General features: G+C 72.9%; 15 protein-coding genes. 5 read left to right on the forward strand and 10 right to left on the reverse strand.

Annotated elements, in window-relative coordinates:
* Positions 1-208: 208 nt before the first annotated feature.
* Positions 209-1,363: an LCP family protein gene (locus ACZ5WK_RS27000; RefSeq protein WP_465550933.1), complete on the reverse strand. Its 1,155-nt coding sequence runs from the start codon at positions 1,361-1,363 to the stop codon at positions 209-211.
* 227 nt (positions 1,364-1,590) lie between these two features.
* On the opposite strand from ACZ5WK_RS27000, the gene ACZ5WK_RS27005 reads away from it, so the two are divergent.
* Positions 1,591-2,928 (forward strand): UDP-glucose dehydrogenase family protein, encoded by a 1,338-nt coding sequence (locus ACZ5WK_RS27005; RefSeq protein ID WP_396321312.1) that lies wholly within the window; start codon positions 1,591-1,593, stop codon positions 2,926-2,928.
* Between the two features lie 39 nt (positions 2,929-2,967).
* On the opposite strand, the gene ACZ5WK_RS27010 is transcribed toward ACZ5WK_RS27005, so the two are convergent.
* The 4 genes from ACZ5WK_RS27010 to ACZ5WK_RS27025 all read right to left on the reverse strand — a co-directional run bounded on the left by ACZ5WK_RS27010 (position 2,968) and on the right by ACZ5WK_RS27025 (position 6,554).
* Positions 2,968-3,426 carry a CoA-binding protein gene (locus tag ACZ5WK_RS27010; protein WP_465550935.1) on the reverse strand — a complete coding sequence of 153 codons (459 nt, stop codon included), beginning with the start codon at positions 3,424-3,426 and terminating at the stop codon, positions 2,968-2,970.
* A gap of 136 nt (positions 3,427-3,562) precedes the next feature.
* Complete coding sequence (locus tag ACZ5WK_RS27015; protein WP_465550937.1) at positions 3,563-4,807, reverse strand: dipeptidase; 1,245 nt, start codon at positions 4,805-4,807, stop codon at positions 3,563-3,565.
* Positions 4,808-4,830: 23 nt separating this feature from the next.
* Entirely contained in the window at positions 4,831-5,400 is a 570-nt protein-coding gene (gene purE, locus ACZ5WK_RS27020) for a 5-(carboxyamino)imidazole ribonucleotide mutase (protein ID WP_465550939.1), read from the reverse strand.
* On the reverse strand, positions 5,397-6,554 hold the full coding sequence (locus tag ACZ5WK_RS27025) for a 5-(carboxyamino)imidazole ribonucleotide synthase (protein ID WP_465550941.1): 1,158 nt from the start codon (positions 6,552-6,554) through the stop codon (positions 5,397-5,399). Before ACZ5WK_RS27025 ends, purE begins: the two co-directional genes overlap by 4 nt.
* Positions 6,555-6,783: 229 nt before the next feature.
* Between ACZ5WK_RS27025 and ACZ5WK_RS27030 the strand changes: the two genes are divergently transcribed.
* Both ACZ5WK_RS27030 and ACZ5WK_RS27035 read left to right on the forward strand, forming a co-directional pair.
* On the forward strand, positions 6,784-7,323 hold the full coding sequence (locus ACZ5WK_RS27030; protein WP_465550943.1) for a GtrA family protein: 540 nt from the start codon (positions 6,784-6,786) through the stop codon (positions 7,321-7,323).
* 109 nt (positions 7,324-7,432) lie between these two features.
* Positions 7,433-8,125 carry an ester cyclase gene (locus tag ACZ5WK_RS27035; protein ID WP_465550945.1) on the forward strand — a complete coding sequence of 231 codons (693 nt, stop codon included), beginning with the start codon at positions 7,433-7,435 and terminating at the stop codon, positions 8,123-8,125.
* A gap of 215 nt (positions 8,126-8,340) precedes the next feature.
* On the opposite strand, the gene ACZ5WK_RS27040 is transcribed toward ACZ5WK_RS27035, so the two are convergent.
* Together ACZ5WK_RS27040 and ACZ5WK_RS27045 are read right to left on the reverse strand one after the other, a co-directional pair.
* Complete coding sequence (locus tag ACZ5WK_RS27040; protein ID WP_465550947.1) at positions 8,341-9,588, reverse strand: ATP-binding protein; 1,248 nt, start codon at positions 9,586-9,588, stop codon at positions 8,341-8,343.
* A gap of 54 nt (positions 9,589-9,642) precedes the next feature.
* Positions 9,643-10,317 (reverse strand): response regulator transcription factor, encoded by a 675-nt coding sequence (locus ACZ5WK_RS27045; protein ID WP_030290974.1) that lies wholly within the window; start codon positions 10,315-10,317, stop codon positions 9,643-9,645.
* Between the two features lie 329 nt (positions 10,318-10,646).
* Between ACZ5WK_RS27045 and ACZ5WK_RS27050 the strand changes: the two genes are divergently transcribed.
* Together ACZ5WK_RS27050 and ACZ5WK_RS27055 are read left to right on the forward strand one after the other, a co-directional pair.
* Positions 10,647-12,155 carry a peptide MFS transporter gene (locus ACZ5WK_RS27050; RefSeq protein WP_465550949.1) on the forward strand — a complete coding sequence of 503 codons (1,509 nt, stop codon included), beginning with the start codon at positions 10,647-10,649 and terminating at the stop codon, positions 12,153-12,155.
* 219 nt (positions 12,156-12,374) lie between these two features.
* Positions 12,375-14,465, forward strand: coding sequence for a prolyl oligopeptidase family serine peptidase (locus tag ACZ5WK_RS27055; protein WP_465550951.1), 2,091 nt, complete (start codon positions 12,375-12,377; stop codon positions 14,463-14,465).
* A gap of 49 nt (positions 14,466-14,514) precedes the next feature.
* Here the strand turns inward: ACZ5WK_RS27055 and hutI are convergent, their stop codons facing one another.
* The 3 genes from hutI to ACZ5WK_RS27070 all read right to left on the reverse strand — a co-directional run bounded on the left by hutI (position 14,515) and on the right by ACZ5WK_RS27070 (position 18,390).
* On the reverse strand, positions 14,515-15,684 hold the full coding sequence (gene hutI / locus ACZ5WK_RS27060) for an imidazolonepropionase (RefSeq protein WP_465550953.1): 1,170 nt from the start codon (positions 15,682-15,684) through the stop codon (positions 14,515-14,517).
* 136 nt (positions 15,685-15,820) lie between these two features.
* Positions 15,821-17,197 (reverse strand): formimidoylglutamate deiminase, encoded by a 1,377-nt coding sequence (locus ACZ5WK_RS27065; protein WP_465550955.1) that lies wholly within the window; start codon positions 17,195-17,197, stop codon positions 15,821-15,823.
* On the reverse strand, positions 17,188-18,390 hold the full coding sequence (locus ACZ5WK_RS27070; RefSeq protein WP_465551091.1) for an allantoate amidohydrolase: 1,203 nt from the start codon (positions 18,388-18,390) through the stop codon (positions 17,188-17,190). The genes ACZ5WK_RS27065 and ACZ5WK_RS27070 overlap by 10 nt, the downstream gene beginning before the upstream one ends.
* Positions 18,391-18,406 lie beyond the last annotated feature (16 nt).

An 18,406-nucleotide genomic window follows, 5' to 3' on the forward strand; every position in this document is an offset into this window, starting at 1 on the left:
CCGCCGCGAACGGAGCGATCTTCGCCTCGGCCAGCGAACGCACCGCCTCACGGAGCATCTCGTGCTCCTCGGAGATCCGGAAGAGATCGAAGTCCGCCCCTGCGCTGCCCGCCATGATTCCCGCCTCGTTCGTGTGATGAAGGAGTGAAGTGAGTTAACTACCGTTCAGTAGACAGATCCTAGGGCTCCGACCTGCGGCTGCCTAGGTTCAGTCGACGTCCGCCCCCAGGGTGTCGCCGGCCCGGTGCTCCTGGAAGTACTGCGGCATCCGGTCGTTGCGCATCGCCTCCCAGAGCTGGGCGGCCGGGCGCTCGGCCAGCAGGACGACGCTCTGGCCCTCCCGCGTGTCGAAGCCGCCGAACGGCGCGTTCATGAAGCGGACGTCGTCCGGCCGCAGCGAGCGCAGGCTCCAGGCGAGTTGGAAGAGGTCGCCGTTGGAGAGCCGGTCGTCCACGCTGACCACCTCGCCGACCGACTGCAGCAGGCCGCCGAGCCTGGACGGGCTGGTCAGCGTGCCCGAGTCCATGATCCGCAGCATCAGCGCGCGCAGGAAGTTCTGCTGCCGCTTGGTGCGGTCGAGGTCGCCGCCGGGCAGGCCGTAGCGCTCGCGGACGTAGAGCAGCGCCTGCGCGCCGTCCATGTGATGAGTGCCGGCCTCCCAGGCGCGGGCCTCGCCGGCCGCCTCGATGGTGCGCGCGATGGTGATGTCCACCCCGCCGACGGCGTCGGTGAGCTCGCGGAAGCCGTTCCAGTCGATGACGGCGAGGTGGTCGATCCGGATGCCGGTGAGGTCCTGCACGGTCTCGGTCATCAGCGCCGGGCCGCCCCAGGAGTACGCGGCGTTGAGCTTGGCCTGGCCGTGGCCGGGGACGGAGACCCAGGTGTCGCGGGCCAGCGAGACCAGCGAGGCGCTGCGGCGGTCGTCGGAGAGGTGCAGCAGCATCATGGTGTCGCTGCGGGCCGCGCCCGCCTGCCAGGCCGGGGCCTCGGCCCTGCTGCCGGTGGTCGGGACGTCCGAGCGGGCGTCCAGGCCGACCAGCAGCAGATTGAGGCCGCTCGACGGGACGGGCCTCGGCTGGGCGGAGTCCGGCGCGGTGGGGAAGGCGTTCGGGATCCGGGTGACGGACGAGGCGTAGTGCTCGGCCGTCCAGTAGAGCGCGCCGCCGGCGCCGACGGCCAGCACCAGCAGCACGGAGAGGGTCCAGAGCAGGACGCGGCGGGTGCGGCGGCGCCGGCCCGGCGGCTCGCGGTCGGCGTCGGGCCCGGGCGCTCCCCCGCCGCCCTCGCGCGGCTCGAAGAGGCTGAGCCCGGCCGTCTCGTCGGTGTTCTCGGGTTCGTCCGTGCGCTCGGGCTTCGGATCCATGCGCGCATTGTGCCGCCGGTCACATCTCCGGCGCGGGGGTTCCGCCGAGATCGCACCCCCGGTCCGTGCCGGGCCCCGTGCCCTGCCCGGAAACCGCGCCCCCGCGGCCGAAAACCCGGTGCCGCCGGGACGGCCTGGGCGGCACCCGTGCAGCCGGATAGCATCGGTCCTCGCACGTCATGTCCGCCCGCACCCGCCCAGGTCGAGATTCCACATAAGGGGAACCCGTGGCCCTCCGTATCTCCGTGATCGGCACCGGCTATCTCGGTGCCACCCACGCCGCCGCCATGGCGGAGTTCGGCTTCGAGGTGCTGGGGCTGGACGTCGACCCGGAGAAGATCGCCACGCTGACCGCCGGCCGGGTCCCGATGTACGAGCCGGGCCTGTCCGAGCTGCTGCTCAAGCACGTGGCGGGCCACGAGGGATCGACCGGCCGGCTGCGCTTCACCACCTCCGCCCAGGAGGCCGCCGACTTCGGCGACGTGCACTTCGTCTGCGTCAACACCCCGCAGCGCAAGGGCGAGTTCGCCGCCGACATGTCGTACGTGGACGCCGCGATCGACGCGCTCGCCCCGCACCTGACCCGCCCGGTGCTGGTGGTCGGCAAGTCGACCGTCCCGGTCGGCTCGGCGGGCCGGCTGGCCGAGCGGCTGGCCTCACTGGCACCGGTCGGCGAGGGCGCCGAACTCGCCTGGAACCCGGAGTTCCTGCGCGAGGGCTTCGCCGTCCAGGACACCCTGCGCCCGGACCGGATCGTGGTCGGCACCCGCAGCGAGCGCGCCGAGCAGCTGCTGCGCGAGGTGTACGCGGACCCGATCGCGGCCGGGGTCCCGTTCGTGGTCACCGACTACGCGACCGCCGAGCTGGTCAAGGCCGCCGCCAACTCCTTCCTGGCCACCAAGATCTCCTTCATCAACGCGATGGCGGAGGTCTGCGAGGCGGCCGGCGCCGACGTGACCCAGCTGAGCACCGCGCTCTCCTACGACGAGCGGATCGGCGGCAAGTTCCTCAACTCCGGCCTCGGCTTCGGCGGCGGCTGCCTGCCCAAGGACATCCGCGCGTTCATGGCCCGGGCCGGGGAGCTGGGCGCCGACCAGGCGCTGACCTTCCTGCGCGAGGTCGACTCGATCAACATGCGCCGCCGCTCGCGGATGGTGGAGCTGGCCCGCGAGCAGTGCGGCGGCGGCTTCCTCGGCCGCCGGGTCGCCGTCCTCGGCGCCGCCTTCAAGCCGAACTCGGACGACATCCGGGACTCGCCCGCGCTCAACGTCGCCGCCCAGATCCAGCTCCAGGGCGCCCAGGTCACGGTGTACGACCCGAAGGCGATGGACAACGCCCGCAAGATGTTCCCGGGCCTGGCCTACGCCGACTCCCCGCTGGAGGCCGCCGAGGGCGCGCACGTGGTGCTGCACCTCACCGAGTGGCAGGAGTTCCGCGCCCTCGACCCGGCCGAGCTGGGTGCGGTGGTCGCCGAGCGCCGCCTGCTGGACGGCCGCAACGTCCTCGACGCCGACGCCTGGCGCGAGGCCGGCTGGACGTACCGCGCGCTCGGCCGCCCCAGCTGACGGGAGCCCCGCCGCCGATCGCGGGGGCGGCCGGATGACTCATCCTCGCCCCGGAGCCGTCCCGGACGGGCCCTGACCGAACCGGCCGGCCAGGCCGAGGCGCGGGATCTCGATGGCGGGGCACCTGTCCATCACCATCGAGAGCCCCGCGGCCCGCGTCCGCTCGTACGCGGCCTCGTCGACCACGCCGAGCTGGAACCAGACGGCCGCGGCCCCGATCGCGGCCGCCTCGTCCGCGACCCCGCCGGCGAGTTCCGGCCGGACGAAGACGTCCACCACGTCGACCTCGAACGGGATGTCCGCGAGGGAGGCGTACCCCTTCTCGCCGTGCACCGTCTCCGCCTTCGGGTGCACGGGCACGATCCGCTTGCCGAAGCGCTGCAGCACCTCGGCGACACCGTGGGCCGCCCGCCGCCGGTTGGACGAGAGGCCCACGACGGCCCAGGTGTCACCGAGCTCGGTAAGGATCTTCCGGACCGTCTCCGGGTCGCCGTACATGTCCTGCCTCCTCGCAGCCGAGAACCCACCCGACCCAGCGCCACCGCGGCCCCGGCCATTCCCGGCCGACGGCGGCGCAGGTCGGCGCAGGCCCGCGCGGGTCGGCGCGCCCGGCCGTCCGGATCCCGCGACCGGGTCAGGACTCCCGGGGCTCGGCGCCGTCCAGCTGCGCGATGGTGGCGATGGACGGGCCGCGGGTGGACCGGAGGTCGCGCGCGACGGCCTCGGCGTCGCGCAGCACGCGCACGGCGTTGTGCCAGGTGAGCTTCCCGAGGTCGGTCTCCGACCAGCCACGGCGGAGCAGTTCGGCGATCAGGTTGGGGTAGCCGGCCACGTCGTCCAGCCCGTCCGGGAGGAAGGCGGTGCCGTCGAAGTCGCCGCCGATGCCGATGTGGTCGATGCCGGCCACCTCGCGCATGTGGTCCAGGTGGTCGGCCACGGTGGCGGGGGTGGCGACCGGGCGCGGGTCGGCCTCCTCGAAGGCGCGCTGGCAGGCCATGGCGGCCGGCGTGGTGTCGAGGTGGTCGAAGCCCTGGGCGCGCATGTTCTCGTCGGCGGCGGCGGTCCACTCGATGGCGGCCGGCAGGATGAACTTGGGCACGAAGGTGGCCATCGCGACGCCGCCGTTGGCGGGCAGCTGGGCGAGCACGTCGTCCGGGATGTTGCGCGGGTGGTCGCAGACGGCGCGCGCGGAGGAGTGCGAGAAGAGCACCGGCGCCTCGCTGACCCGCAGCGCGTCACGCATGGTGCCGGCGGAGACGTGCGAGAGGTCGACCAGCATGCCGAGCCGGTTCATCTCCCGGACGACCTCCTCGCCGAACCGGGTCAGGCCGCCGGCGGCGGGCTTGTCGGTGGCGGAGTCGGCCCACGGGGTGTTGTCGTTGTGGGTGAGCGTCAGGTACCGGACGCCGAGCGCGTACAGGGCGCGCAGGGTGGCGAGCGAGCAGTCGATGGAGTGGCCGCCCTCGGCGCCCATCAGGGAGGCGATCCGGCCCTCGGCGCGGGCGGCCTCCATGTCCGCGGCGGTGGTGGCGAGCCGGAGCCGGTCGGGGAAGCGCGCGGCGAGGGCCCGGACGAAGTCGATCTGCTCCAGGGTGGCGCTGACCGCGTGGTCGCCGGCCAGCCGGGAGGGGACGTAGACGGACCAGAACTGCGCGCCGACCCCGCCCGCGGTGAGGCGGGCGAGGTCGGTGTGCAGGCGGTCGCACTGGTCGGCGGCCAGGTCGACCGCGTCGAGGTCGTATCCGGCCTGCTCGCGCATCGCCCAGGGGAGGTCGTTGTGCCCGTCCACCACGGGGGTGTCGCGGAGGACGGCTCGGGCACGCTCCAGCAGGGCGGTGGAGTCCGACGGGGTGGAGGAGTCCAACAGCTCAGATGTCATACGAGCTGTTGTATCCGATTTGACTACTTTCCAAAGCCGAAGGAGGAGGAACCCGCCACCTTGGCCCGCAGCTTCTTCCCCTTCTCGGTGGCCTGGCTGTTCAGCTCGGCCTGGAAGTCGGTCATCCGCTCGGTCAGCTCCGGGTCGAACGCGGCCAGCATCCGCACCGCCAGCAGGCCCGCGTTGCGCGCGCCCGCCACCGAGACGGTGGCCACCGGCACGCCGGCCGGCATCTGGACGATCGACAGCAGGCTGTCCATGCCGTCCAGGTAGCGCAGCGGCACCGGCACGCCGATGACCGGCAGCGGGGTGACCGAGGCGAGCATGCCCGGCAGGTGGGCCGCGCCGCCGGCGCCGGCGATGATCGCCTTCAGCCCGCGGGTGTGGGCGTTCTCGCCGTACGCGACCATCTCGCGCGGCATCCGGTGCGCGGAGACGACGTCCACCTCGTAGGGGATCTCGAACTCGTCGAGGGCCTGGGCGGCGGCCTCCATCACGGGCCAGTCGGAGTCCGAGCCCATCACGATGCCGACGAGGGGGGTGCGCGCGTCAGCGCTCGAGTAGGGGTGCTGGCCGGGCGACGGGTGGGTCATTCGGTGATCGTTCCTCGCAGGTAGGCGGCCGCGTGGCGGGCGCGCTCGCGGACGTCGTCGAGGTCGTCCCCGAAGACGTTGACGTGGCCGACCTTGCGGCCGGGCTTCACGTCCTTCCCGTACATGTGGATCTTCAGGCCCGGGTCGCGGGCCATGCAGTGCAGGAAGGCGTGGTACATGTCCGGGTAGTCGCCGCCGAGGACGTTGACCATGACGGTCCACTTGGCGCGCGGCCGGGGGTCGCCGAGCGGCAGGTCCAGCACGGCCCGCAGGTGGTTCTCGAACTGCGAGGTGGCGGCGCCGTCCTGGGTCCAGTGCCCGGAGTTGTGGGGGCGCATGGCCAGCTCGTTGACCAGGATCCGGCCGTCCCTGGTCTGGAACAGCTCGACCGCGAGGTGGCCGGTGATGTCCAGCTCGCCGGCGATCCGCAGGGCCAGCTGCTGGGCCTCGTCGGACAGGGCCGGGTCGAGGTCCGGCGCCGGGGCGGTGACCTCGGCGCAGACTCCGTTCTCCTGGAGGCTCTCCACCACCGGGTAGGCGACGGCCTGGCCGCTGGGCGAGCGGACCACGTTGGCGGCCAGCTCGCGGACGAAGTCGACCTTCTCCTCGGCCAGCACCGGGACGCCGGCCAGGAACGGCGCGTGCGCCTCCCGCTCGTCGCCGACGACCCAGACGCCCTTGCCGTCGTAGCCGCCGCGGACGGTCTTCAGCACGACCGGGTAGCCGGCGCCCTCCTGCGCGAAGGCGGTGACGTCGGCCGGGTCGGCGACGATCCGGTGGCGGGGGCAGGGCACGCCGATGGAGTCGAGCCTGGCCCGCATCACGCCCTTGTCCTGGGCGTTGACCAGCGCCTCCGGGCCCGGCCGGACGGCGACGCCGTCGGCCTGCAGGGCCCGCAGGTGCTCGGTCGGCACGTGCTCGTGGTCGAAGGTGATCACGTCACAGCCGGCCGCGAAGCGGCGCAGCGTGTCGAGGTCGCGGTAGTCACCGAGAACGGCATCGGAGACCACCTGCGCGGCGGAGTCCTGGGGCGTGTCGGCGAGGAGTTTGAACCTGACCCCGAGCGGGATGCCCGCCTGGTGTGCCATGCGGGCCAACTGCCCGCCGCCGATCATGCCCACCACTGGAAAATTCGCATTGCCCGGGGAAGTCACCCCGCCAGGATATCCGGGCCGGTGGGAGCCCGTGGAACCGCTCCGCCCCCGGGGGGCGTCCCAGAATGCACGGGACCCTCGGGGCTGAGCCGAACGGCGGAAGCGGGTAGCCTGGGCCGCTAGGTCCTGGTACGCGTGGTCCGATCATGTGCGTGCACGCAGGGCTCAAGGGCCGACCGAGCATCCGCTCCGAGCCCCCTCGTCCGCTGGTACATGGAGGCAGCCCGGTATGGCGACGACCGAAGCGTCGAACCCCTCGCTGGCGCAGAAACTGCGTGGGCTCAAGGGCGAAGTCGTGAAGTTCGGCATCGTCGGCCTGAGCGGCGTGGTGGTCAACTTCGCCCTCTTCTGGATCTGCATCAACGGGCTGGGCCTCGCCTCGGTGCGGTCGAACATCGTGGCGACGGTCATCGCGATCGCGACCAACTACCTCGGCTACCGCTACTGGCTGTACCGGGACCGCGACGCCGCCTCCCGCAAGCGGGAGATCACGCTCTTCCTGGTCTACAGCGGCATCGGCATGCTGATCGAGACCGGCGTGCTCGGCTTCTCGAGGTACGTGCTGGGCCTCGACTCGAACTTCGAGCAGCTGGGCGCCAAGGTGGTCGGCCTCGCGGTGGCCACGGTGTTCCGCTTCATCTCGTACCGGACCTGGGTGTTCACCACGACCCCCGAGCCGGAGAGCGCGGAGGAGCCCGGCAGCGAGCTGGCGGCGCAGGCCGAGCTGATGCTGGCCGCCCGGGAGATCCGGTACGCCAAGGCCGAGTAGGCCTCCCCGTCCCACTTGCCGCAGCTGCCTCCGCAAGAGGACAGTGGGGACCGAGGGCGAGCACGGCCGGCGAACGATCGAGGCCCGGGGGGTACCCAGGAGGCTCGCCATGGCGTTCGTCCAGATCATCGACTGCAAGACCGACAAGTTGGACGACCTCAACCGGCTCATGGACAGCTGGGCCGAGCAGACCAAGGGCAGGCGGACGGCCGGCCACGCGGTGGTCGCCACGGACCGCTCCGACACCAAGCACGTCGTGGAGATCGTGGAGTTCGCCTCGTACGAGGAGGCCATGAAGAACTCCCACCTGCCCGAGACCGACCGGATATTCCGGGAGATGGTGGCGCTCTGCGACGAGCCGCCGACCTTCACCGACCTCGACGTGGTCCGCGACGAACAGTTCAACAAGGACACCGCGACCCGGTTCCTGGACGAGATCGCCAAGGGCAACCTCGGCATGATCGACGAGTGCATGGCCGCCGACTACCGCGACCACGACTTCGCCAGTGAGGGGGAGGCGGTCGGCCCGGCGGCGTTCAAGGAGCGCTGCGCCGGCTACGTCGGAGCCTTCGACTTCACCTTCGCCATCGACAGCCAGATCGCCGAGGGCGACGAGGTCGCCACCCGGTGGACGTGGCACGCCACGCAGAAGGCCGACTTCATGGGCGTACCGTCCACCGGCAAGTCGGTCGTCGGACGCGGCACGACGACCTTCCGCTTCGCGGACGGAATGATCGCGGAAGGCTGGTGGCAGTGGGACGTCATGGGCCTGATGCGCCAGCTGGGGATGATGCCCAGCTGATCCACCGCTCGCGCCGGCCGGTGGGCCCTGCGGCTCCGCCCCAAGGGCCGCCGGTCGCGCTTGGGGCGGCACCCCCGGCCCCGCCGGTCGTCCCTGCGGCTCCGCCCCAGACACCGCTGGTCGTCCCTGCGGCTCCGCCCCAGACCCCTCTAGTCGTCCCTGCGGCTCCGGCCCAGACCCCGCTAGTCGTCCCTGCGGCTCCGCCCCAGACCCCTCTAGTCGTCCCTGCGGCTCCGCCCCAGGAAGAGCGCGAACACCGGCGGCTGGAGCGAGAGCAGTTCGAGCCGCCCGCCGTCCGCCTCCGCGAGGTCGCGGGCGACGGCCAGGCCGATGCCGGTCGAGTTGCGGCCGCTGACCGCGCGCTCGAAGACCCGGTTGCCGAGCTCCGGTGGGACCCCGGCGCCCTGGTCCTGCACCTCGACCACCACCGACGTCCCGGACGGCCGCACCCGCAGGGTGATCATCCCGGCGCCGTGCATCAGCGAGTTCTCGATCAGGGTGGCCAGCACCTGGGCCACGGTGCCCGGGGTGCCGACCGCGGTGACCCCGCGCAGGCCCTCCAGCTGGAGCACCCGGCCGGTGCCGCGCAGCGACGGGCCCCACTCCTCGACCTGCTGCTTGACCACGTCGTCCAGGTCGAAGGCGACGGCGGTGGGGCTGCGCGGGTCGCGCTGGGTGGTGAGCAGCCGCTGGACGACGTCGGTGAGCCGCTCGACCTGCTGGAGGGCGATGGTCGCCTCCTCCTTGACGGTCTCCGGCTCCTCGGCGAGCGCGGTGATCTCCTCCAACCGCATGGAGAGCGCGGTGAGCGGGGTGCGGAGCTGGTGGGAGGCGTCGGCGGCGAGCCGGCGTTCGGCGGTGAGCATCCGGGCGATCCGCTCGGCACTGACGTCCAGCACCTCGGCGACGCGGTCGAGCTCGGGCACCCCGTAGCGGCGGTCGCGCGGGCGGGGGTCGCCTGAGCCGAGCCGTTCGGCGGTCTCGGCGAGGTCGGTGAGCGGGCGGGCGAGCCGTTTGGCCTGCCAGACGGCGAGGGCGACGGCGGCCTGGACGGCGAGCAGGGCGACGACGCCGAGCAGCAGCAGCATGTTGGCGATCTCGTGGTCGACCGCCTCCCGGGACTGCTCGACGGTGACGGTCTCGCCGCTGGCGCCCTGCTCCACCGCCTTCAACAGGTGGTTCCCGGCCGGGCGCTCGCCGCTGGAGACGGGCTCCTTGCCGGGGATGTCCACCTCGACGTACTGGCCGTCGGTGACCTGGTTGGCGAACTTGTCGCCGGTGACCGGCTCGCCCGCGGCGAGCCGGTTCTCCACCAGGGCCAGGACCCGGACGGCGGCGGCGTCCACCCGGTCCTGGGCCGAGTTGACGATGGTGCGCTTCTCGACCAGGGCGAGCGGGACGCAGAAGACCACGACCACCACCAGGACGACGCCCAGCAGCGAGTTGATCATCCGGCGTTTCACGCTGCCGCTCCCCGTGGTGGTACGTACCCCCGCGGGGGCTGGATCGTTTCGCGGCTAATTCTTCTCGAAGCGGAAGCCCACCCCGCGCACGGTGGCGATGTAGCGGGGGTTGGCCGCGTCGTCGCCGAGCTTCTTGCGCAGCCAGGAGATGTGCATGTCCAGCGTCTTGGTGGAGGTCCACCAGGTGGTGTCCCAGACCTGGCGCATGATCTCCTCGCGGGTGACCACCCGGCCCGCGTCCCGGACCAGCACCCGCAGCAGCTCGAACTCCTTGGCGGAGAGGGTGAGCTCCTCCTCGCCGAGCCAGGCGCGGTGCGACTCGATGTCGATCTTCACCCCGTGCGCGCCCGTGGTGAGCTGGTCGACGTTGCCGCGCCGGAGCAGGGCGCGGACGCGGGCCAGCAGTTCGGCGAGGCGGAAGGGCTTGGTGACGTAGTCGTCGGCTCCGGCGTCCAGGCCGACCACGGTGTCCACCTCGTCGGCGCGGGCGGTGAGCACCAGGACGGGGCAGCTCTTGCCGTCGGCGCGCAGGCGGCGGCAGACCTCGAGGCCGTCCATCTCCGGCAGGCCGAGGTCGAGGACGACGAGATCGACCTCCTCGGTGAGTCCGGCGGCCAGTGCGGTCGGACCGTCCTCGCGGACGAGCACCTCATAGCCCTCGCGTCGCAGGGCCCGGGCGAGCGGTTCGGAGATCGCCGGATCGTCCTCGGCGAGCAGCACACAGGTCATGTGGTGATGGTAGTCCGCCGGGGTATGACCGTTTCCCCTGTGAGCTAGTTCACAGAGCGTGATCGTTATACGGGGGGTGATCACCGCTCAACGGACATGTGCGGACCGCCTGTTCGGCGAAGATTCTGCCCCCCGGGCTTCAAACCGAAGGAATTCTCTCGGCAGAACCATGGATCAGCCGAGTTAGCCTGTCGCGAGCTTTACCATTGGCATACCTGATTAGCGTGTTTTGTCAGCTGATGGCGCCAAATGTCGCCACGTACAGTGGTTTGGTCCACGTCCGCCGCCACCCCCCTAGGCGGACGCTGTCAGGCAAGGAACCACTACACATGGCGTCTACGACCCTGGAGCCCGGCGTTCAGTCGGCCTCTCCCAGCGGCAAGACCTTCCTCGGGCACCCCCGGGGCCTCGCCACCCTCTTCATGAGCGAGATGTGGGAGCGCTTCAGCTACTACGGCATGCGTGCCCTGCTGGTGCTCTACATGACGGCCTCCATCGCGGAGGGCGGTCTCGGCATGAAGGCGGCCGTCGCCGCCGCCGTCTACAGCGTGTACACGGCGATGGTCTACCTGCTCGCCCTGCCGGGCGGCTGGATCGCGGACCGCTTCCTCGGCGCGCGCAAGACCGTCGCCCTCGGCGGCTCGATCATCATGATCGGCCACTTCCTGCTGGCCGTGCCGGCGAGCGTGTCGTTCTTCGTCGGCCTCGCGTTCATCGCGGTCGGCTCGGGTCTTCTCAAGGCCAACATCTCGACGATGGTCGGCCACCTCTACGACGGGCCGAACGACCCGCGCCGTGACGGTGGCTTCACCATCTTCTACATGGGCATCAACCTCGGTGCCTTCGCCGCTCCGCTGGTCATCGGCACCGTCGGCCAGAGCGTCAACTGGCACCTCGGCTTCGCCCTGGCCGGCATCGGCATGGCGCTCGGCCTGATCCAGTTCCTGCTCGGCACCCGCCACCTGAGCGCCAAGAGCGACGTGGTGACCTCGCCGATCTCGGCGGCCGAGAAGAGCGCGATCTTCAAGAAGGCCGGCCTCTGGCTGGCCGTGGCCGTGGTCTTCTACGCGGTCGTCGCGCTGACCGGTCACTTCACCATCAACTGGGCGATCTGGCCGCTGTCGATCGCGGGCATCGCGATCCCGGTCTTCGTCTTCGCCAAGGTGAAGCGCGACAAGGACCTCGACGAGACCGAGAAGTCCCGGATGAGCGGCTACATCTGGTTCTTCGTCGCCGCCGCCGTCTTCTGGATGATCTACGACCAGTCCGGCTCGACGCTGAGCATCTTCGCGGACGAGAACACCGCGTCCACGCTGTTCGGCTTCAACTTCCCGTCGACCTGGTTCCAGTCGCTGAACCCGCTCTACATCATGGCGCTGGCCCCGGTCTTCGCCTGGCTCTGGGTGGCCCTGGCCCGCAAGGCCAAGAACCCCAGCACCACCGTGAAGTTCGCCTTCGGTCTGCTGATGATCGGCGGCTCCTTCCTCGTCATGATGCTGGCGATGGCCGCCGCCACGGGCGGCACCAAGGTCACCCCGCTCTGGCTGGCCATGGTCTACCTGGTCCAGACCGTCGGTGAGCTGACCCTCTCGCCGGTCGGCCTCTCCGTCACCACCAAGCTGGCCCCGGCGAAGTACGCCAGCCAGATGATGGGTGTCTGGTTCCTCGCGGTCACCGCGGGTGACTGTGTCGCGGCCATCTTCCAGCTGGTCCTCGGCGACACGGTGGTCGGCTCCACCGGGTACTTCGCGGTCCAGGGCGTGATGGCGATCCTCGCCGGCGTGGCGCTGTGGATGTACCGCAAGAAGGTCGTCCGGCTGATGGGCGACGTCCACTGACGTCGCGCTGACGGCACACCTGCCACCGGGGCCGGTGCGGATTCCTGAGATCCGCACCGGCCCCGGCCGCGTTCGCCCCGGCCGGCCGCGGCTCCGGCCGTGTGTCCAGGCTCGCCCGCGCCCGGCCGTGTCCACCCCGGCCGTGTCCACCCCGGCCGTGTTCGAGGCCCCGGCCGACTTCCCTCGCACGCCCGCGCCCGGCCGTGCGAGGGTGTCGGGATGCCGACCGACAGCCTCCCCCGCCAGCTCGCCCGCACCCGGCGGTTCACCCTGGGCACCCCCGTCCACCCGGCCGTCTCCGCCGACGGCGGCACCGTGCTCTTCCTGCGCAGCCGGGCCGGCGACGACCCGCTCTCCTGCCTCTGGGCGCTGGACACCGCCACCGGCCGGGAACGGCTGGTCGTCGATCCGTCCACGCTCGCCGGCCCCGGTGACGAACTTCCCGAGGCCGAGCGCATCCGCCGCGAACGGGCCCGGGTCCTGACCACCGGCATCACCGCGTACTCCACCGACGCCACCGGTCGGCTGGCCGCCTTCGCCCTCGGCGGCGCGCTCTGGCTCGCCGACACCACCGCCAACACCGTCCGGCCGGTCCCCACCGCCACCGAGGTGTACGACCCGCGCCTCGACCCGGCCGGGCGCCGGATCGCCTATGCCGGCGGCGGCGCGCTGCGCGTGGTCGACGCCGACGGCAGCGGCGACCGGGCGCTCGCCGAACCCGAGCACGAGGACGTGACGTACGGGGTCGCCGACCACGTCGCCGCCGAGTCCATGTTCCGCACCCGGGCCCACTGGTGGTCCCCGGACGGCACCCGGCTGCTGGCCACCCGTGTCGACAACGGCCCGCTGAGCCGCCTCCACCTCGCCGACCCGGCCCACCCGCAGCAGCAGCCGCGCGTCATCCGCTACCCGCTGGCCGGCACCGCCAACGCCGACGTCTCGCTCTGGCTGCTCGGCCTGGACGGCGCCCGCACCGAGGTCCGCTGGGACCGCACGGCGTACGAGTACCTGGCCGCCGCCGGGTGGGACGGGCACGGCCCGTTCGCCGCCGTGCAGAGCCGCGACCAGCGCACCGTGCTGACCCTGGCGGTCGACCCGGCCGACGGCACCACCCGGCTCCTCGCCGAGCAGCGCGACGAGCGCTGGGTCGAGCTCGTCCCCGGTCTGCCGGTCCGCACCGCGGCGGGCGCGCTGGTCGGCTCCGCCGACCACGGCGACACCCGGCACCTCACCGTCGACGGCGAGCCCGTCACCCCGGCAGGGCTCCAGCTGCGCGAGGTGACCGGGACCGACGGCGAGCAGGTGCTGTTCACCGCCACCACCGAGCCCACCGAGACCCACCTCTGGCTGTACGAACCGGTCGTCGGCCTCCGGCGGCTGAGCGACGGACCGGGCCTCCACACCGGCGTGCGGCGCGGCGGCACGCTCGTCCTCACCACCCGGGAGCCCGGAGCCCCCGCCGGCCGGACCAGCGTCCGGCGCGACGGCCGCCCGCCGCTCCCCGTGGCCTCCCACGCGCAGCCGCCCGTCCTGACCGCGCGGCCCGAACTGCTCCGCCTCGGCCCGCGTGACCTGCGCGCCGCACTCTTCCTGCCCGCCGGCCACCGCCCCGAGGACGGCCCGCTGCCCGTCCTCCTCGACCCGTACGGCGGCCCGGCGCAGCAGAAGGTCACCACCGCCGGCGCCTGGTGGGACCTCGTCTCCCAGTGGTTCGCCGACCAGGGCTTCGCCGTGCTGACCGTCGACGGCCGCGGCACCCCCGGGCGCGGCCCCCGCTGGGACAAGGAGGTGTTCGGGGACAAGGCCACACCGGCCCTGGAGGACCAGGTCGACGCCCTGCACGAGACCGCCCGCCTGCGGCCCGGGCTGCTCGACCTCGACCGGGTCGCCATCCGCGGCTGGTCCTACGGCGGCTATCTCGCCGCGCTCGCCGTCCTCCGGCGCCCGGACGTCTTCCACGCCGCCGTCGCCGGGGCGGCCCCCTCCGACCAGCGGCTCTACGACACCCACTGGCAGGAGCGCTTCCTCGGCCACCCCGACGAGCACCCCGAGCGCTACGACGCCTGCTCGCTGGTCGGCGACGCTCCCCGGCTGCGCCGCCCGCTGCTGCTCGTCCACGGCCTCGCCGACGACAACGTGTTCCCCGTCCACGCCCTGCGCCTCTCCGGCGCCCTGCTGGCCGCCGGCCGCCCGCACGAGCTCCTGCCGCTCAGCGGCACCACCCACACGCCCTCCGACGAGTCGGTGGCGGAGAACCTCCACCACCACCAGCTCGACTTCATCCGGCGCTCGCTGGGCCTGGGCCGGTGACGGACGCCCCCCGCACCCGGACCGGGGTGCGGGGGGCCGGCCCTCGGCGTCAGACCTCCCGCACGCCCGCGCGCCAGACCGCCGCCGTCAGCGGCACCCCGGGCCGGTAGGCGAGGTGGACGTGCGAGGGGGCCTCCAGCAGCTGGAGGTCGGCCCGGGCACCCACCGTCACCGTCCCGACGTCCGTGCGCCGCAGCGCGTGCGCGCCGCCTGCGGTGGCGGCCCAGACCGCCTCGTCCGGCGTCATCCCCATCTCCCGGACCGCGACCGCGATGCAGAACGCCATCGAGCTGGTGAAGCTGGAGCCCGGGTTGCAGTCGGTGGAGAGCGCGACCACGGCGCCCGCATCGAGCAGCCGGCGCGCGTCCGGGTAGGCGGCGCGCGTGGAGAACTCCGCGCCGGGCAGCAGCGTGGCCACCGTCGCCGAACCGGCCAGCGCGGCCACGTCCTCGTCCGTCAGGTGGGTGCAGTGGTCCGCGGAGGCCGCCCCCAGTTCGACGGCGAGCTGCACACCCGGCCCGTAGGAGAGCTGGTTGGCGTGCACCCGGGGGGTGAGGCCGCGCTCGATCCCGGCGGTCAGGACGGCCCGGGCCTGGTCGCCGTCGAAGGCGCCGTTCTCGCAGAACACGTCCACCCAGCGGGCGTACGGCGCGCAGGCGTCCAGCATGTCGCCGGTGACGAGGTCGACGTAGCCGGCCGGGTCGTCCGCGAACTCGGGGGCGACGACGTGGGCGCCGAGGTAGGTGGTCTCGGGGGTGTACGAGGAGGCGATCCGCAGCGCCCGGGCCTCGTCCACGACCGTCAGCCCGTAGCCGGACTTGCACTCGATCGCGGTGGTGCCCTGCCGCAGTGCCTCGCGGACGAAGCGGGCCAGGTTGGCGTCCAGCTCGGCGTCGCTCGCGGCCCGGGTGGCGGCGACCGTGGTGCGGATCCCGCCGGCGGAGTACGACTGGCCGGACATCCGGGCGTTGAACTCGGCGGTGCGGTCGCCCGCGAAGACCAGGTGGGCGTGCGAGTCGACGAAGCCCGGCAGCAGCGCCCGGCCCGCCGCGTCGAACCGCTCGTCGGCGGCGGGCGCCTCGGCCGCCGGGCCGACCCAGGCGATCGTGCCGCCGTCCACCACCACGGCCGCGTCGGTGAGCAGGCCGAGCGGCCCGGTCCCGTGCGCGGGGTCGTTGGTGACCAGGCTGCCGACACCGGTGATCAAGGTGCTCGGCATGCCCTGGCTCTGGGGGCTGCTCGGGGTGCTCACATGGGACCTTTCACGGACGGATGGGGGGGGGGGGGGGGGGGGCCCCCCCCCCCCCCCGCCCCCGGGAGTGACGGGGACTTCAGCCGCTCAGCCGCTCGACGGCTCAGCAGCTCAGCGCGGCGATCGCGGAGTGCAGCGCGCCCGGGACGTCCGGCACCAGCTGGTGCACCCCGTCCCTGACGACGTGCCGGCCGCCGACCACCACGTGCCGCACGTCGGCGGCGGAGGCCGCGAACACCGCGATCTCGGCACCGAGCCGGGGCGGCGGTCCGGCGGTGCGCACCGAGTCCAGCGCGATCACGGTGAAGTCGGCCAGCGAACCGGCCTCGATCCGCCCCGCCTCCGGCCAGCCGAGCGAGGCGTGCCCGTCCTCGGTACCGGCCCGCAGCAGCGCGTTGGCCGTCCAGTGCCCGCGGGTGCGGGTGCGCAGCCGCTCGTCCAGCTCCAGCGCGCGGGCCTCCTCGAACGGGTCGATGACGGCGTGGCTGTCGCTGCCGAGGGTGACCGGGCAGCCGGCCGAGGCCAGCTGGCGGGCCGGGCCGATGCCGTCCGCGAGGTCCCGTTCGGTGGTGGGACACATGCAGATGCTGGTGGAGGTGTCGGTGAGGAGCTTGATGTCCTCGTCGGTGAGGTGGGTGGCGTGCACCGCGGAGGTGCGCGGGCCGAGTGCGCCGTGGTCGGCGAGCAGCCGGGTCGGGGTGACGCCGTGCGCGGTGAGGCAGGCGTCGTTCTCGGCGGTCTGCTCGGAGAGGTGGACGTGCAGCGGGGCCTTGCGCATCGCCGACCAGTGCGCGACGGTGCCGAGCTGCTCGGCCGGTACCGCGCGCACCGAGTGGATGGCGGCGCCGATCCGGGCGTGCTCGCGCGGCTTGAGCCCGTCGGCGCGCTCCGCCCAGGCGTCCGCGTCACCGTCGCTGAACCGGCGCTGCGGCTTGGTCGGCTCCGCGCCGAAGCCGGACGAGAGGTAGCAGGTGTCCAGCAGGGTGATCCGGATGCCGGCCCGGGCGGCGGCCTCGATCAGCGCCTCGCCCATCGCGTTCGGGTCGTCGTAGCGGACGCCGCCGGGCGCGTGGTGCAGGTAGTGGAACTCCCCCACCGCGGTGATCCCGGCGAGTGCCATCTCGGCGTAGACGGCGGTGGCCAGCGCCAGGTAGCTGTCCGGGTCGAGCGCGGTGGCGAACCGGTACATGGTGTCGCGCCACGTCCAGAAGGTGCCGGAGCCGACCTGGACGTTGCCGCGCAGCGCCCGGTGGAAGGCGTGCGAGTGGGCGTTCGCCTGGCCGGGCAGCAGCAGCCCCTCCAGCCGGACGGCGCCGGGCGGGCACGGCCCGCTGTCCGGCGTCACCTTGGCGATCCGGCCGCCGGGCCCGGTGGCGATCAGCACGTCCTGCTCGACCACCGGCCCGTTCACGTGCGGCAGCCAGGCGTACTGCGCCCAGAAAGTCGTCGTTTGCGCGCCTCCGGCACGGCCTACTGACACGCCAGGTCCTCCAGTACGTCGGCGAGGGCGGCGACTCCGGCCAGGCAGTCGGCCGTCTCGGCGTGTTCGGCCGGGGAGTGCGAGACGCCGCTCGGGTTACGTACGAACAGCATGGCGGTCGGGATCGCCGATGCCAGGATTCCGGCGTCGTGTCCCGCGCCGGTGGGCAGGATCGGCACGCCGCCGGGGGCCCCGTCCCTGTTGAGACGACGGGCGAGCCGGTCTCGCAGCGGCCCGTCGAAGTCCACCACCGGGGTGTAGGACTCGCGGGTCAGCTCGACCCGGACGCCGTCGCGCTCGCCGCGCTCGTACGCGGCCCGCTCGATCTCCTCGACCAGCGCGGTGAGCGTCACCTCGTCGCCGGCCCGGGAGTCCAGCCAGCCGCGGACCAGCGAGGCGATCGCGTTGGTGCCGTTGGGCTCGACGGCGACCTTGCCGAAGGTGGCCAGGGCGCCCGCCAGCTTCGCCTTCTTCCGCGCGGCGAGCACGGTGTTGGCGTAGGTCAGCATCGGGTCGCGGCGGTCCTCGATCCGGGTGGTGCCGGCGTGGTTGGCCTCGCCGTGGAAGTCGAACCGCCAGCGGCCGTGCGGCCAGATCGCGCTGGCCACACCGACCGGCTGGTCCTCGGCCAGCGAGCGGCCCTGCTCGACGTGGAGTTCGACGAAGGCGCCGATCCGGGCCAGCCGGTCGCCGTCCGCGCCGATCGCCGCCGGGTCGTAGCCGGCCTTCTCCATCGCGTCGGGCAGCCGGACGCCGTCGGCGTCGCGCAGCTCGTACGCGGCCTCCCGGCCGAGCACGCCGGCGCTGAGCCGGGAGCCGATGCAGGCCACGCCGAACCGGGCGCCCTCCTCGTCGCCGAAGTTGACGATCGCCAGCGGCCGGGTGAGGTCCGCCTTCCTGCCGCGCAGGTCGTCCAGGGCGGCGAAGGAGGAGACGACGCCGAGCGGGCCGTCGTAGGCGCCGCCGTCCGGGACGGAGTCCAGGTGCGAGCCGGTGACGACCGCGCCGCCGGCGGCCGGGTCGCCCAGCCAGGCCCACTGGTTGCCGTTGCGGTCCAGCTCGTAGGTCAGGCCGCGCTTGCGGGCCTGCTCCTCGAACCAGGCCCGGCACTCGGCATCGGCGGAGTTCCAGGCGAAGCGGCGGTAGCCGCCGGAGGCGGCGGAGCGGCCCACGGGGAGCAGCTCCGCCCACATCTCCTCGAAACTGTCG

The sequence above is a fragment of the Kitasatospora sp. NPDC032757 genome, assembly GCF_055579305.1.